Origin of the sequence: Psychrobacter sp. MF31 (assembly GCF_012847335.1) — a bacterium.
GTDB lineage: Bacteria > Pseudomonadota > Gammaproteobacteria > Pseudomonadales > Moraxellaceae > Psychrobacter.
The window spans coordinates 1-15,011 of sequence record NZ_JABBDX010000001.1 but is presented as its reverse complement, the minus strand read 5'-3'; the positions used below and the strand labels follow the sequence as shown (position 1 = coordinate 15,011).

The window sequence follows — 15,011 nt, the reverse complement described above, 5'->3', positions numbered from 1 at the left end:
ATTTAGTTATTATTTATTTGCTATGCGCCATGGTTATGTTTTAATCCATAGCATATGGTGCTATCTTTTACAAGTAAAATAGGTAAAATACTGAGCATTGACCCGTCATGATTGGGGTTTTAGAGTATAGCGCTGATCGATTTGGGCGTGGTGGCAATTGCGCTACTTTTTATTGACTTTATGGCATTTTTCTTATGACCGCTTTATTGGCTTCCAAAAATACCGCCTTAACTTTGTTGGTAACCTTACTCCTCTTGCCAACGTTGGCAAGCGCTGAATCTAACGAAGTCATGACCACGCCCATCGTTGAGGCGGCGCCTTTAGCCGTGACGGATAGCATCAATCGTGAGATTGCGCCAAATTTAACGACGCTCATTGACCCTATAACCAAAACCCGCGTTACCAACAGCTATCCGGTTGACGTGCCAAGCTTTTTAAGCCTTGAGCAAGCGCAGACCATGCTCAGCGCCGTCTCGCCCAAACTTGCAGCAAACCAAGCCAATATTGCGGCAAGCCGCTTTCAATCGGAGGCACTTAAAACCCTTGATAAGCCGTTTGTCTTTGCGCAAGTGTCCGCCAATGCTTATACGCTGCAAGAAGATATTGATTTATCCACGTTAAAAAATGGCGTGACCAACGGCATCAATGAGGCGCAAAATCATGTGACCGATTTGATTCCACCGATGGTTGATATCCCTGAGTTGCCCAATTTTGGCGAGTTGGTCGGCGATAAAATTCCTGATTCTTATGAGTTTAAACGCTCAGGAACCAAAACTGCCGCTGGAATTGGCGTGGCGTGGCCGGTTTATACTGCTGGTCGCACGGATGCAGCAGTGGCGCTTAGTGACGCGCGAACCAATGAAGCCCTTGCCGATGATGTTTTGGATAAAAATGAGCTTTATGGCACCTTAATTGAGCGATATTTTAAAGCGCAACTGGCGATTATTGGCGCGTATTTGCGCGATGATGCTGAGCAAACTTTGCAACAAACTGACCATTTAGCCAAGCGCTTATTTGAAGAAGGCTTTATCTCGCGCGTTGAGCGCTTAGAAGCTCAGTCTGCACTTGCCGATGCCAAAAGCGCCGCAGTTAATGCCAATAATGACGCAAGGCTTGCCATGATTGCGCTGCAACGATTGCTGCGAACAGAGTATCGAATCAAGCCGACCACGCCGTTATTTGTCTCAAGCAAACCGCTTGCGGATGTCAGCTATTTTCAAGATTTGGCATTAAAAAACCATCCGGCATTTCAAAAAGTCGCCGCCAAACGCGCCCAAGCAGAGCAGCTTCATGCGCTATCTGATACGGGACTTAAACCTACGGTTATGATGTATGGCTACAGCCAAATTGAGGAAAAACCCAGCTGGCTTGCCGGCGTTTCGGCAAGTTGGAAGCTTTGGGGCGGGCTTGATAAATCAGCATTAAACGCCTCAAGCAGCGCCAAAATTCGCCAAGCGGATTTATCAAAGATTGAGGTCAGCGACAATGTATTACTGCTGGTTGAAAAAAACTGGCATGACGTCAACAACGCCCAATCGCGCTACCAAAGCTTGCAAAGCAATGTTGATTTGGCGGCAGAGGTGCTGCGACTTCGCAGGCTTGGGCTAGAAGAAGGCGTGAATACCACAGTCGAGGTGGTTCAAGCGCAAACCCAATATCTCAAATCCCGAACTGAGCAGGCGCAAGCAGCAAACGATTACGTTCAAGCTTTAGCAGCGTTAATGCAAAGCTGTGGCACGCCGCTTGATTTTAATCATTATTTAGCTGCTGCCGACATTCATTTGCCAACGCTGTATCAAGATCGCTAATACCATCCCATCCTTTACGTTTTTACTCATTTTTTCAGCTTTAGGAACTTTTGCCATGCGCGACCACGCTACTGACTCGGATGATTTGACCAAGGCTGAAAAAACGTCAGAACCCTTGCCCAAAGCTGACGCGCAAAACGTTGAGCCATTAAAAAATGATGAGTTAGACGATGGCTTATTAACAAACGATCCATTAAGCAATGAAGATGATGAAAACTTACAGTCGGCTTTTGATGAACCTATAACCACGCCTTACCCGCGAACGAGCGAGAAAAAGCAAAAAAATAAAGCGCGGCTTAAGAATATAATCATGGCGCTGATTTTACTGCTGATATTAGGCATTGTGGCTTATGGCTTATTCAAAGACGATCCTGCCATTTTATCCAAAACTTTGACTAAGCCTTTTGGCAAATCGAATCACCAAAGTTCGCAAACCATCACCCTACAAGGTCAAATGCAGCTTCAGCAAACTTCCATTGCTGCCAAAGTTCCAGGGAGAATTGCGCAAATTTTGGTGACTGAAGGTGACATGGTAAAAAAAGGTCAGCAATTAATTGAAATGGACTCGCCGGAAATCAACGCCAAAATCAGCCAAGCGGAAGCAGGAAAAAAAGCGGCGCAAAGTCAGCTTGATAAAGCCAATAATGGCGCAAGACCGCAAGAAATTGCACAAGCAAAAGCGGCTTGGCTTGCCCATAAAGCCGCCTCGGATCTGGCAGCAAATACTTATGAGCGTATCAATCGGCTTTATGAAGAAGGCTTGATGGCACGGCAAAAACGCGATGAAGCTTACGCGCAATTTATCGCCAACCAAGAACAAACCGAAGCGGCGCGGTTGCAATATGAGCTGGCTCAAGAAGGCGCTCGCAGTGAGGATAAAGACGCGGCAAGCGCTCAGGTTGCTCAAGTGGAAGGCAAACTTGCTGAAGCCATGGCAGCAAAAGAGGAAGCCAATTTAAAAAGTCCTATTTCAGGGCTGGTCGATACGGTCATTGTCAATCCAGGTGAAGTCATTGGCGAAGGCGTTCCGCTGCTCACACTGGTCGATACCGACAACCAATGGCTGGTGCTGAGTGTCACTGAGCGCTATTTAAGCCAATTTGCCATCAATCAGCAATTTGTTGGGACGATTCCGGCGCTCTCCACGCCCGATAAGCCCTTCACCAAAACCTTTACGGTATTTGCAAGCTCAGCCCTAGCCGATTTTGCCACGTGGCGACCAACCAACAACGATGACGGCTTTGATGTTCGCACCTTTGAAATCAAAGCTCGCCCTACAGAGCCGGATGCGCGAATCCGCTCAGGGATGAGCGTGGTTGTTACCATCACGCCCAACAAAGCGCCTTAAGCCGTGACGTTTTTTTCTGCATGGCGTCGAAGCGCGGCATTTGAGCGGCGCTTTTTACGCAAAAATCCGTGGGATTTGGCGATGGTGCTTTGGATTCCGCTCGTCACCATCGCGCTGATTTGGTGGATTTTTTCGCAATCGCAAGTGACCAATTTGCCCATTGGCGTGATTGATGAGGATCATGGCGCGGTTGCCAATACGGTGGTTCGCTATTTGGATGCCAGTCCCGACATTTATGTTCAAAAGTTTTATCATAATCAAAGTGATGCTCAAGAGGCACTGCTGCGCCGCGACATTTATGCCGTGGTTATCATCCCAAATGACTTTACCACCCATATTTTATCCAAAAATCCGGCGCCCATTATTTTACAAGTCAATGCGCAATACGGCACGCATTCAGGAATCATCCAAAAAAGCGTTCAATCGGTGGTCGGAACGGTGTCAGCAGGCGTTGAAATTCAGCAGCTTATTAAACAAGGCGCGTCGCCCTTGCAAGCTGCCATTGACTACTCACCCATTAAAATCAGCCGGATCAGCTTATTTAATGAGGCGACCAATTATCAGCAGTTTTTGGCATCGACCGTCATTCCGGCGCTGTTGCACATTTTAGCCATGGTCATTGGCGCGACAACGATTGGTCGCGAACTTCGGGATAAAACGCTGGGTCATTGGGCGCAGTTCATCGCAGGTCAGCGGCAAAATTTACCTGATTCTCGTCCGATCAACTCAACAACAGCAATCACCCCAAAACCAACGAAAACGCCTTTTTTCATGGTAATGTTTGGACTTCTTGGTAAATATGCTTATCCAACGCTTGCATTCACCATTTGGGCGGCGATATCGGTCGGACTTGCAAGCTATCCGCAGCAGCTAGCGCTCAGCTCTATTTTACTGACTTATGGCGCTCAAGTGATGCTGCTTTGGTTGTCGTTTTGGCTTGGGGCGATATTTACGCTAGCAACCTTTTCTTTGCGAACCGGACTGTCAGCCACGGGCTTTATTTCTGCGCCCTCCTACGCCTTTGCTGGAGTCACGTTTCCTTATATTGCCATGAGTCAAGGTGCTCAGTACTGGTCGGATTTACTGCCATTAACTCACTATTTAAAGCTGCAAATCGCGCAGTTGCAAATGGGCGCGCCTGCCCTTTTGTCGCTGCCGATATTTTTTGGACTGATATTTGCTGCGATAATTGCCATGCTGTTGACCACGCTGCTCACCCGCCGCGCACTATCTAAGCCTGATCGCTGGGGGTCGCGCTAATGGCAAAAACGAACGCAAAACCAATCGCAACCAAACCAAGCTATTTAGGATTTTGGCGCAGTTTTTTGCAAACGCTAAAAGACGTCTTTGCCGATAAAGGCGTGCTCTTGATGCTTATTATCGCACCCATTATTTACGGCTTTTTTTATCCGTGGCCGTATTCGTCAGAGGTTGTCAACCACGTTCCGGTCGGCATCATTGATGAGGACAACAGCAGCTTATCAGCAACCCTCGTTCGCTATGCCAGCGTAAGCCCGCAGCTTGATGTGAAACGCTTTGTCACCGAAGCCGATGCCAAGCAGGCGTTATGGCAAAACGATATTGCCGGATTTATGGTCATCCCGAGTGGTCTTGAACAAAACGTGATGGCGCAAAAATCCGCAAGCGTGAGCGTGGTTGGCAATGGCGGCTATTTTATTTTAAATAAAAACGTTCAGTTTGGCTTTTTAAAGGCGGTTGGAACGGTTTCCGCCGGCATTGAAGTCAAAAAAAGCGTCGCTCATGGCGCTTATTTGCCAACCGCTGCCAGCAAAACTCAAGCCGTGCCATTAACCATTGTTCCCCTTTATAACCAAACTGAAGGCTACGGCGCTTATGTCGTTCCTGCGGTTGCCATTTTGATTTTGCAGCAAACCTTGCTTATGGGAACCGCGATGCTCATTGGCACTTGGTTTGAGTTACGCCGCCATCAATCATCGATTCGCGGTTGGCTTGGTCGCATTGCGGCGCTCAGTACCATCAGCTTTGTGATCGGCTGTTTTTATTATGGCTGGGCGTTTGATCTCCATCATTACACCCACGGCGCAAATCTTGGCGGAAGCTTATTATTTTTGCTGCTGTTTTGCCCAACCGTGGCAACGCTTGGCTGCGTACTTGGGCTTTGGTTTAAAAAGCGTGAGCGCAGTTTGCAGATTTTAATTTTCAGCTCATTGCCGCTGTTTTTTATTAGCGGCTATCCGTGGCCAGCAAGCCAGCTACCGACCTTTTTGCAAGCTATTCGCTGGCTTATTCCGACTACCCCTGCAATCAATACTTCCGTTCAGCTCAATCAAATGGGGGCAAGTGTTTCGCAAGTTACCAACGGCTTTTTTAGTTTGGCAGTGCTTTGGCTGCTTTATGGTTTACTCTTGCTTTGGTTTTGTTTAAAAGACAATCAGGTTCAATATAAGCCTTAAAATAAAAAAAGCGCCTACAGATTAGGCGCTTTTTTTGTCATTTCACTTATTAAAAAATACGATTTAAACCATTAAGCGCGGCAACGCGGTAAGCTTCCGCCATCGTTGGGTAGTTAAAGGTGGTATTGACAAAATACTCAATCGTATTGTTGCATTTCATGACCGCCTGACCAATATGGATAATCTCAGAGGCATGATTGCCATAGCAATGGATTCCCAAGATTTCAAGGGTCTCGCGGTGGAATAAGATTTTTAAAACCCCTGAGCGCTCACCAATGATTTGCGCTCGCGCTAAGTGTTTAAAAAACGCCTGACCAACTTCATAAGGGACTTTTTCATCGGTCAGTTCTTGCTCTGTTTTACCGATACAAGAAATCTCGGGGATGGTATAGATTCCCGTTGGCACGCTTGACACTGGCTCAGCGTCATGATCGCCCACCATGAAGGCCGCGGCGCAGCGACCTTGGTCATAAGCGGCGGAGGCAAGCGAGGGCCAACCAATCACATCCCCTGCGGCGTAAATATTTTCAACTTCAGTGCGGTAGTTGTCATCGACTTTTAGCTGACCGCGGCTGTTGGCAGTAAGCCCAATCGCTTCTAAATTTAAACCATCGGTGTTTCCTGAGCGACCGTTTGACCATAAAATGGCGTCCGATTTGATCTTTTTGCCACTTTTTAGATGCAAAACGACATAATCATCGGTGGTTTCTAAATGATCAATCTCTTCATTATTGCGAATAACCACGCCAAATTGACGGAAGTCATGGGCAATCGCATCGCTGATTTCACTGTCCAAATAGCTGAGTAGCTGATCTTTATTGTTAATCAAATCAACCTTATAGCCAAGACCTGTAAAGATCGAGGCGTACTCACAGCCAATCACGCCAGCACCATAAATGATGATTTTTTGAACGACATAATCCATTTGCAAGATTTTGTCGGAATCAAACACACGCGGGTGATTAAAATCTAAAATCTCAGGGCGGTATGGTCGGCTACCAACCGTGATAATCGCTTTATTAAAGGTCAGCGTTTCAAAAACGTTGTCTTCGGTTTCCACGCGCAAGGTATGATTGTCCAAAAAGCTTGCCCAGCCGTGGATGACTTCGATCTGATTGCGCTCATAAAAGCGCGTGTGGGTGTTGACCTGACGGCGGATCACTTCGCGAGCTTTTGCCAACACGATATTGAGCGGAACTTGATGATAGTCCATCGCTTGGGTGAACATCTGATCGCGGCGAAAGTTAATCAAGTTAAACACTGACTGACGCAGCGCCTTACTTGGGATGGTGCCGACATGGGTACAGTTGCCGCCAACCTGCTCACGTGGGTCAATAACTGCCACTTTTTTTCCAGATTTGGCAAGCTTCATCGCTGCCGCTTCCCCAGCAGGACCTGCGCCCAAAACGATCGCATCATATTCAAACTCATGCTTGTCGTTTTTTAGGCGGCGTGAATCTTTTGAATATCCAGATTTAATATTGATGCGGATATCATCAAGCGGACTGATCAGGCTTGGATGAAACAACGGACTTTCCGTCACTTGATCGTGAATCTGCTCGATGTTTTCTTGCTTGGATTGACCTTGGGTGGTCTCAGGCGCCGTTTCCGGATCAGTGCCGCGATCTTTATTGGACACTTCAGTATTCGGATCGGTGTTCATATCATTAGTGGTATCGCTTTCGGCAGCAGTGCCGTCTTTACGTTTGCTTCCCATCATATCCTCGTGATTTTTCCATAATGAATGATTGTAAAATAAGAAAATAAAAATAAGATCAAGCTAATCTTTGATGAATCAGCCGTTAAAAAATCAACCAATCCGGCGTTTTAGCCCCGTCATTTGCAAAATTCGCGTGGCAATTTCTTCGACCGACATTTCTGATACGTCTAAATTTGGGATGCCTTGCGAAATATAAATGCCTTGAATGGCGCGCTGCTCTTGCTGGCACTGCTGATAGCTTGAATATCGGCTACCAGCGCGGCGCTCTTGGCGGATTTTTACCAAGCGATCGGTATCAATAACCAGTCCAAACAGCTTATCTTTATGCTCGCGAAGCGCTTTTGGCAATTGATTGTCGTATAAATCATCTTCAGTTAACGGATAATTGGCAGCGCGAATGCCAAATTGAAGCGCCAAATATAGTGAGGTCGGCGTTTTTCCTGACCGTGACACGCCGATTAAAATAATATCTGCCGCGTCATAATGCCGAGTTCGCGCGCCATCGTCATTATCTAAAGCAAAATGAACAGCATCAATGCGCTCTTTATAGGTTTCGGAGTCCACATTATCATGAGCATGACCTGAATGACTGTCCGGCTCAACGCCGATTTCCTCAGCAATGCGACCGATCAAACCTTCATACATATCCAAGTTGCAACTGTGAGCGGAGTTGATTTTTTCTCGGATATCGGCGTTGACAATGGTATCAAACACCAGTGGCAACAACCCATCGCGCTGATACGCCAAATTGATTTGCTCAACGGCATCTGCGGCGCGCTCAAGGGTGTCTACATAAGGCAATACGCGCGTCTCAAACGGCACCGAGGCAAACTGGCTTAAGATTGAGCGCCCCAACGTTTCAGCGGTGATCGCTGTGCCATCGGAAATAAAAAACGCACTTCTGAGCGCTTGCGAATTGTCCAAGCTTAGCGCGTGGCGATTTTGAATGGTCGGACTGCCTTGGTTGGTCGAGGTTGAATACATAGCTTAAAAACCTGTGAAAAATCAGAACATCATAAATAAAAAAATCAGCTCACGCTTTAGCAGTTTCATTATACGCAAGTTAGCCCTTTATTTCGACTCCAACTTACCTAACCAATCCAAAACCTACATTTTTTATCGGCAATTGACGAATATTAAATTGCCTTTAAACCGTCATCTATCGTCAGTCCTTGCTTTGACTGTTTGTCTTGTTTGATTACTCAAGCTCATTAAAACCATTTTTCTTTTAATAAGCCAATTAAACTCAAAAGTCTTACCCAAAAAACCAAGGAAAATCGTAAATTTAGCAAAATTTTGGTGTCAAATCCTCGAAATATGTGTAAGATAGCGGTATAATTTAGCGTTATAATCTTTCCTAAATAACCTTATTTTTCGGAGTTATCATGACAGCTCGCGCCTCAGACCTCGTAATTACCCTAGACAAGCTTGGCAAAGACGATGTAGACATCGTTGGCGGTAAAAACTCCTCGCTTGGCGAGATGATCAGTCATTTATCAGACTTGGGCGTGAGCGTCCCTGGCGGCTTTGCAACCACTGCTAACGCGTTTAACCGTTTTTTAACGGAAACCGGACTTCTTGATAAAATCAACAGCGAATTAAAAGCCCTTGATGTCAATGATGTCAACAAACTTGCTGCTACTGGTAAAAAAATCCGTGGCTGGATCATCGACCAAGAGTTGCCAAAAGATTTGGAAGAAGAAGTTCGCAAAGCCTTTGACACCATGAGTAATGGCAATGATATCGCCGTTGCCGTGCGCTCATCTGCCACTGCTGAAGATTTACCCGATGCGTCATTTGCAGGTCAGCAAGAAACCTACCTGAACATTCGCGGTATTGATAACGTTTTAATCGCGATTAAAGAAGTGTTTGCCTCCCTTTATAACGACCGCGCCATTTCTTACCGCGTTCATAAAGGCTTTGAGCATGAAGGCGTTGCGTTATCTGCCGGCGTTCAGCGCATGGTTCGCTCAGAAACGGGCGCGGCAGGCGTCATGTTCACTATCGATACCGAAAGCGGCTTTGACCAAGTGGTCTTTATTACCTCAAGTTATGGTTTGGGCGAAATGGTCGTTCAAGGTGCGGTGAACCCTGACGAGTTTTATTTATCAAAACCCTTATTGCAACAAGGTCGCCCAGCGATTATCCGCCGAAACCTTGGCAGCAAACATAAAAAAATGATTTATGGCGAAGAAGCCAGCGCGGGCAAATCGGTCAAAGTCGTTGACGTTGAAAAACAAGACCGCATGCAGTTTTCATTAACCACGGACGAGTTGACCAACCTTGCCAAACAAGCCATGACCATCGAAAAGCACTACGGTCAAGCCATGGACATCGAGTGGGCAAAAGATGGCGACACGAATGAAATCTTTATCGTTCAAGCGCGACCTGAAACGGTTAAAAGCCGCCAAGACAGCAACATCATGGAGCGCTACGTCATCAACACTAAAGATGCCAAAGTGCTTTGTGAAGGTCGCTCAATCGGTCAGCGTATCGGCGCCGGTAAAGTTCGTATCGTTGACAACTTAAACGAGATGGACAAAGTTCAAGCAGGTGACATTTTAGTCTCTGACATGACGGATCCTGATTGGGAACCGGTCATGAAGCTTGCCTCAGCGATTATCACCAACCGTGGCGGTCGAACCTGTCACGCTGCGATTATCGCCCGTGAGCTTGGCGTTCCGGCAATCGTTGGTTGTGGTAACGCCACCGAAATCCTAAGCGATGGTCAAGACGTGACCGTATCTTGTGCTGAGGGCGATACTGGCTTTATTTATGAAGGTCAGCTTGAGTTTGACGTTCAAACCAACTCGATTGAAACCATGCCCGAGCTTGCCTTTAAAGTCATGATGAACGTCGGCAACCCTGATCGCGCGTTTTCATTTGCGCAAATGCCAAATGAAGGCGTTGGTCTTGCGCGCTTAGAGTTTATCATTAACCGAATGATTGGCGTTCATCCAAAAGCGCTTTTGAACATGAACACCTTACCGCGTGAAGTAGCTCAAGCCATCAATGAGCGCATTGCTGGCTACGCCTCTCCCGTTGATTTTTATGTGGATAAATTGGTTGAAGGTATCTCAACGCTCGCCGTTGCCTTTAAAGAGCAGCCCGTTATCGTTCGTATGTCTGATTTTAAATCAAACGAGTACGCCAACCTCATCGGTGGCAAGCTTTATGAGCCATCAGAAGAAAACCCAATGCTTGGCTTCCGCGGAGCAAGCCGCTACGTTTCAGACAACTTCCGCGACTGCTTTGAGCTTGAATGCCAAGCGTTAAAACGCGTCCGTGATGTCATGGGATTGACCAACGTTGAGATCATGATCCCATTTGTTCGCACCACTGATGAAGCGCGTCAAGTGATCGAACTTCTTGAGAAAAATGGTCTAAAACGCGGCGAAAACGGTCTTCGCATCATTATGATGTGCGAATTACCAACCAACGCCTTACTTGCTGATGAGTTTTTACAATACTTTGATGGCTTCTCAATCGGTTCAAACGACTTGACCCAGTTGACCCTTGGTCTTGACCGCGACTCTGGCATCGTCTCACACCTGTTTGATGAGCGTGACCCTGCGGTGAAAAAGCTCTTGTCCATGGCGATTGAGGCTTGCCGCAAACAAGGCAAATACATTGGTATCTGCGGTCAAGGACCATCTGATCATCCAGATTTGGCGTACTGGCTCATGGAGCAAGGCATCAGCTCAGTATCACTAAACCCAGATTCTGTGCTTGATACTTGGTTCTTTTTAGCGGACGAAGAAGCCTAAAAAGAAGCCTAATCGGCAGCTTTGTTACGCCCATTTGCCTTGGCAAACCCTAGGACAGAATTGATAATTGCAAATAAAGTTTGTGATTTGTCAATTCTGTCCTAATATATTGACCTAACATGACCAACGATGTAGGCAACTATGCAAATTTATCTTGCTCGAAATAATGTTCAAGCCGGTCCCTATTCGGTGGATCAGCTCAATATCATGCTCGCGTCTGGCGAAGTGGTTCTCGATGATCTGGTTTGGCACGACGGCATGAGCAATTGGCAGCGCTTAGGGGATGTCACGGACAATCAACTGGTTTATCGTCCTCTACCTGTCACTAATAGTGATACCGACAACGACTCGATCATCACCAACGTGACCGATTTCCCTGAAGATAATGATCCTAAAAATGCTGCTGATAAAGTGTCGGTTGATCGGCTTTATGGCAAACCTGAGCGCCCAAAATCAGCAGATGCCAAGTTTGACATGACCACCAATCGCGAGCATCAAGCAAACTCTCGCGTGAGCTTATCCAAAGCTAAATCGGCTTCAGCAGCGATCGACCAAAAAATTGGCAATGTTGTTTTAGCGCCGGTTATGCTGCGCGTTCTTGCCACCTTAATCAATGGCATTTTGTACGTTATGGCGATTTTGCCGCTGATTATGGCGCTTGGCAAAATGGATATTGATTATAGTAAATTTCAAAACATCCAAAATATGGACGCCGCTTACAAGTACTCCATGGTTTTGATGGAAAGCATCCCAAGCACCACGCTTATGGTCTCGCAAGTGCTTGTTTTTGGGCTGTTTGGGCTTCAGCTGCTGTTTATCATGCTTCGCGGTCAATCCATTGGAAAGCTCATTACCGGAATTCGCGTGGTTGACCAAACCACTCATAAATTGCCGTCTTTTACCAAACTGGTTGGCGTTCGCACCTTACTGCTGCTCATCATTTATAACTTGCTGTTTTCTTATGTCAGCATTTTTGGCTTTGTGGTGGTTGCCATTAATTATATTTTGGCGGCAAGAAGTCCTGAAAACATGGGCTGGCATGACAAATTGGCAAAAACTTTGGTCGTTCGCGCCGATAACAGCCAGCTAAAAAAGTAAATGCGTCCTTATTTTGAATAATAAAAAGCAGCAAGCGATTTTTGCTGCTTTTTTATTTCATCGCTGATTTTCATTGAGTTTATCAAAACCCAGTGCTATAATACGGCGCTTTATAATCTAAGCGATTAGCTTATAAATCTCCTTGCCATCGACATAGGGTTGATGGCTGATTAATCCGTAAGGAGTCCTTATGCGACATTACGAAGTGGTGTTATTGGTACACCCAGACCAAAGCGATCAAGTGGTAGGAATGGTTGAGCGCTACATCAAATTGGTTCAAGACAACAATGGCGTCATCCACCGCCTAGAAGATTGGGGTCGCCGCCAACTTGCCTACCCAATCAACAAAATTCATAAAGCCCACTATGTGTTATTCAACATCGAAACCGATGGCGAAACTCTAGCTGAGCTTGAAGAGCTGTTCCGTTATAATGACGCGATCATTCGTAGCCTAGTTATCCGCCGTGACGAAGCCATCACCGAAGAGTCACAGTTAGCCAAAAACGCTGATGAAAAGCGTGCTCGTAAAGCTAACCGTCGTTCAGACAACCGTCAAGACAATGACGACAACGACAACAGTGAAGACTAATTAAAGGAGAATACTCATGGCACGTTTTTATCGCCGTCGCAAATTCTGCCGTTTCACTGCTGAAGGCATCAAACACATCGATTATAAAGATGTCGAATTGCTCAAACAGTACATCAGTGACAATGGCAAAATCGTTCCTAGCCGCATCACCGGAACGTCTACCAAATATCAGCGTCAACTAGCGACCGCCATCAAGCAAGCTCGCTACCTTGCGCTATTACCGTACACTGACAACCATCAGTAATTACCGATTATCTGGAGTGACTCATGCAAGTTATTTTGTTACAGCGTATCGTCAACCTTGGTAAGCTCGGTGAAACTGTCGATGTAAAACCAGGTTACGGTCGTAACTTTCTTATCCCTCAAGGCAAAGCCCTTCCTGCTACTGCTGCGAACATCGAAAAATTCGAAGCTCGTCGCGCTGAACTTGAAGCTGCTGAAGCCGAAGAGTTAAGCTCAGCCCAAGCTCGTGCTGACGCTTTGACTGACGTGAACGTCATCATGCGCGCCAAATCAGGCGACGAAGGCAAATTGTTCGGCTCTATCGGAACTCGTGATATCGCTGAAGCCTTAACCAATTCTGGTCTTGAAGTTGACCGCGCTGAAGTGAAATTGCCAGCCGGTTCACTTCGTCAAGTGGGCGAATACAACGTTGACATCCAGCTTCATCACGACGTGACCGCGACCATTTTGGTTACGATCTTATCTGAAGATGGCGATGACAACTTTGCCGCTGACGATAGCGAAGACGACGACTTAGAAGCGTAAGCTTTTAGTTCGTTATAAAAAAAACCAGCGTGATGCTGGTTTTTTTATTGCTAATATTTATCTTTTACTTTAATCAACTCGTTTTGAATATAAAAAAAAGCCAGCAACCTAAGTTACTGACTTTTTTTAAGAAATTTGGTGGAGATGGCGGGAGTTGAACCCGCGTCCGCCGGCATTACGCCCATGACTCTACATGTTTAGCTTCTGTCTTTAGCTTTAATCCGCACCGATCCGACAGTCAGGATGGCTTGGACGAGTCTTTAAGTTTGAACCCAAACGGTTAAGACAACCGCTTGTGGCGAACCTATATGCGTGCGCTTCAACTGAGTTTACCGACTATAGGTAATCGGCAACTGAGTAAGCAGCCCTTAGGCTGCTAGAGCGTAAGTTTCGTCGTTTGCGACTATAACAATATATGTTTGATTTACGAGAGGACATATACTCTCGACATGCATCATTGAGTTTCATCACCAGCGTCGAAGCCAGAACATCCCCAATAGAAGACGATCATTATATAATTAAGTTGATCCGTTATCAAGATAGCAACCACTGCAATTACATTAAGTTACGCTTTAAAAGCTTCTTTGCCAAATCACCTCAACACTTGATTGAGCCAATTGCCAATACCTTTAATTTGTGGCAGGCAAACCTGATGCGCCATGGGATAAGTTTTATATTCCACCGGATAGCCTTTTTGGGTTAATAACGCCGCAGCTTGTTCGCCTAAAACACAAGGAACTACCGGATCATGAGTACCATGCTCAATTAAAATGGGCAAGTTTTGATGAGCAGTGCTATATACAATGTCGTCATTGGTTGCTAAGTAAGTGGATAATGCCAAAAGTCCTGCCAAACGCTGAGGATATCCAAGCGCGGCATGGTATGCCACCGCCCCGCCTTGTGAAAATCCGGCAATAACGATATTTTCAGGACGAACGCCCTGCTCGATTTCGCGATCAATCAAATCATAAATCTGCTGCGTTGATATTTTAATTTGTTCAACGTCAACTTTGCGCTCAATGCTCATCTCCAAAATATCGTACCACGCCGGCATGATGTAACCACCATTAATAGTTACCGGACGCTCAGGCGCGTGAGGAAAAATAAAGCGAACCGCTAAATCATCGGATAAATCAAGCTCAGGAACAATCGGCTCAAAGTCATGACCACTTGCGCCAAGACCATGAAGCCAAATGACGGCGTTATTAACGGTTTTTTGCTTTGGATTATGGGTAACAATAACGCTGTCCAAATATTTTTTGTCTGAACTTGACATGTTTTGTCCTTATTTTAACTGTGATCAATAAAATTTTAATGGCTATTTTAACAGTTTGCGGTGATGGTTTTAGGGCGTGTTTTCAATTCATCTTACAATGAACGATAGTACACGCCAGATAAAGCATTGACTTAAAATTACGAGCTAACTTCTCATAACGAGTAGCGATACTACGAAAATGTTTGAGCCTTGCAAACATATT

12 protein-coding genes, 1 other RNA gene and 1 pseudogene are annotated in these 15,011 nt (G+C 46.0%); 9 read left to right on the top strand and 5 right to left on the bottom strand.

Annotated elements, in window-relative coordinates; all coding sequences use genetic code 11:
• The first annotated feature begins 194 nt into the window (after positions 1–194).
• The 4 genes from HF322_RS00070 to HF322_RS00055 are packed head-to-tail and all read left to right on the top strand — an operon-like array spanning position 195 to position 5,591.
• The gene (locus tag HF322_RS00070; protein ID WP_169391366.1) at positions 195–1,808 is read left to right on the top strand and encodes a TolC family protein; all 1,614 of its coding nucleotides are present in this window, start codon (positions 195–197) and stop codon (positions 1,806–1,808) included.
• Positions 1,809–1,863: 55 nt separating this feature from the next.
• Positions 1,864–3,156: an HlyD family secretion protein gene (locus tag HF322_RS00065; RefSeq protein ID WP_169391365.1), complete on the top strand. Its 1,293-nt coding sequence runs from the start codon at positions 1,864–1,866 to the stop codon at positions 3,154–3,156.
• A gap of 3 nt (positions 3,157–3,159) precedes the next feature.
• Complete coding sequence (locus tag HF322_RS00060; protein WP_308811466.1) at positions 3,160–4,416, top strand: ABC transporter permease; 1,257 nt, start codon at positions 3,160–3,162, stop codon at positions 4,414–4,416.
• Positions 4,416–5,591 (top strand): ABC transporter permease, encoded by a 1,176-nt coding sequence (locus HF322_RS00055; RefSeq protein WP_169391364.1) that lies wholly within the window; start codon positions 4,416–4,418, stop codon positions 5,589–5,591. Before HF322_RS00060 ends, HF322_RS00055 begins: the two co-directional genes overlap by 1 nt.
• 49 nt (positions 5,592–5,640) lie before the next feature.
• Here HF322_RS00055 and sthA read toward each other — a convergent pair whose 3' ends face one another.
• Together sthA and HF322_RS00045 are read right to left on the bottom strand one after the other, a co-directional pair.
• Entirely contained in the window at positions 5,641–7,308 is a 1,668-nt protein-coding gene (gene sthA / locus HF322_RS00050; protein ID WP_223193105.1) for a Si-specific NAD(P)(+) transhydrogenase, read from the bottom strand.
• A gap of 93 nt (positions 7,309–7,401) precedes the next feature.
• Complete coding sequence (locus HF322_RS00045; protein ID WP_169391363.1) at positions 7,402–8,295, bottom strand: pyruvate, water dikinase regulatory protein; 894 nt, start codon at positions 8,293–8,295, stop codon at positions 7,402–7,404.
• Positions 8,296–8,696: 401 nt separating this feature from the next.
• Between HF322_RS00045 and ppsA the strand changes: the two genes are divergently transcribed.
• From ppsA to rplI, 5 genes are all read left to right on the top strand, one after another.
• Positions 8,697–11,078 (top strand): phosphoenolpyruvate synthase, encoded by a 2,382-nt coding sequence (ppsA, locus tag HF322_RS00040; RefSeq protein ID WP_169391362.1) that lies wholly within the window; start codon positions 8,697–8,699, stop codon positions 11,076–11,078.
• 141 nt (positions 11,079–11,219) lie between these two features.
• A complete protein-coding gene (locus tag HF322_RS00035) occupies positions 11,220–12,176 on the top strand; it encodes an RDD family protein (RefSeq protein ID WP_223193104.1) in 957 nt (318 codons plus the stop codon).
• 190 nt (positions 12,177–12,366) lie between these two features.
• Complete coding sequence (gene rpsF / locus HF322_RS00030; RefSeq protein ID WP_169391361.1) at positions 12,367–12,765, top strand: 30S ribosomal protein S6; 399 nt, start codon at positions 12,367–12,369, stop codon at positions 12,763–12,765.
• Between the two features lie 16 nt (positions 12,766–12,781).
• Positions 12,782–13,009, top strand: coding sequence for a 30S ribosomal protein S18 (rpsR, locus tag HF322_RS00025; RefSeq protein ID WP_169391360.1), 228 nt, complete (start codon positions 12,782–12,784; stop codon positions 13,007–13,009).
• 23 nt (positions 13,010–13,032) lie between these two features.
• On the top strand, positions 13,033–13,533 hold the full coding sequence (rplI, locus tag HF322_RS00020; protein ID WP_169391359.1) for a 50S ribosomal protein L9: 501 nt from the start codon (positions 13,033–13,035) through the stop codon (positions 13,531–13,533).
• 136 nt (positions 13,534–13,669) lie between these two features.
• Here the strand turns inward: rplI and ssrA are convergent.
• The 3 genes and pseudogenes from ssrA to HF322_RS00005 form a co-directional block, all read right to left on the bottom strand.
• Positions 13,670–14,028: a transfer-messenger RNA gene (gene ssrA / locus HF322_RS00015) on the bottom strand.
• A gap of 97 nt (positions 14,029–14,125) precedes the next feature.
• Positions 14,126–14,809: an alpha/beta hydrolase gene (locus HF322_RS00010; protein WP_169391358.1), complete on the bottom strand. Its 684-nt coding sequence runs from the start codon at positions 14,807–14,809 to the stop codon at positions 14,126–14,128.
• 82 nt (positions 14,810–14,891) lie between these two features.
• Positions 14,892–15,011: pseudogene (locus HF322_RS00005) on the bottom strand (IS5/IS1182 family transposase); the annotation flags it as partial.

Coding starts and splice junctions, on each gene's coding strand:
- rpsR (WP_169391360.1), top strand. CDS start 12,782: ATGGCACGTTTTTATCGCCGTCGCAAATTCTGCCGTTTCACTGCTGAA.
- HF322_RS00045 (WP_169391363.1), bottom strand. CDS start 8,295: ATGTATTCAACCTCGACCAACCAAGGCAGTCCGACCATTCAAAATCGC.
- HF322_RS00010 (WP_169391358.1), bottom strand. CDS start 14,809: ATGTCAAGTTCAGACAAAAAATATTTGGACAGCGTTATTGTTACCCAT.
- HF322_RS00055 (WP_169391364.1), top strand. CDS start 4,416: ATGGCAAAAACGAACGCAAAACCAATCGCAACCAAACCAAGCTATTTA.
- HF322_RS00035 (WP_223193104.1), top strand. CDS start 11,220: ATGCAAATTTATCTTGCTCGAAATAATGTTCAAGCCGGTCCCTATTCG.
- rpsF (WP_169391361.1), top strand. CDS start 12,367: ATGCGACATTACGAAGTGGTGTTATTGGTACACCCAGACCAAAGCGAT.
- sthA (WP_223193105.1), bottom strand. CDS start 7,308: ATGGGAAGCAAACGTAAAGACGGCACTGCTGCCGAAAGCGATACCACT.
- rplI (WP_169391359.1), top strand. CDS start 13,033: ATGCAAGTTATTTTGTTACAGCGTATCGTCAACCTTGGTAAGCTCGGT.
- ppsA (WP_169391362.1), top strand. CDS start 8,697: ATGACAGCTCGCGCCTCAGACCTCGTAATTACCCTAGACAAGCTTGGC.
- HF322_RS00070 (WP_169391366.1), top strand. CDS start 195: ATGACCGCTTTATTGGCTTCCAAAAATACCGCCTTAACTTTGTTGGTA.
- HF322_RS00065 (WP_169391365.1), top strand. CDS start 1,864: ATGCGCGACCACGCTACTGACTCGGATGATTTGACCAAGGCTGAAAAA.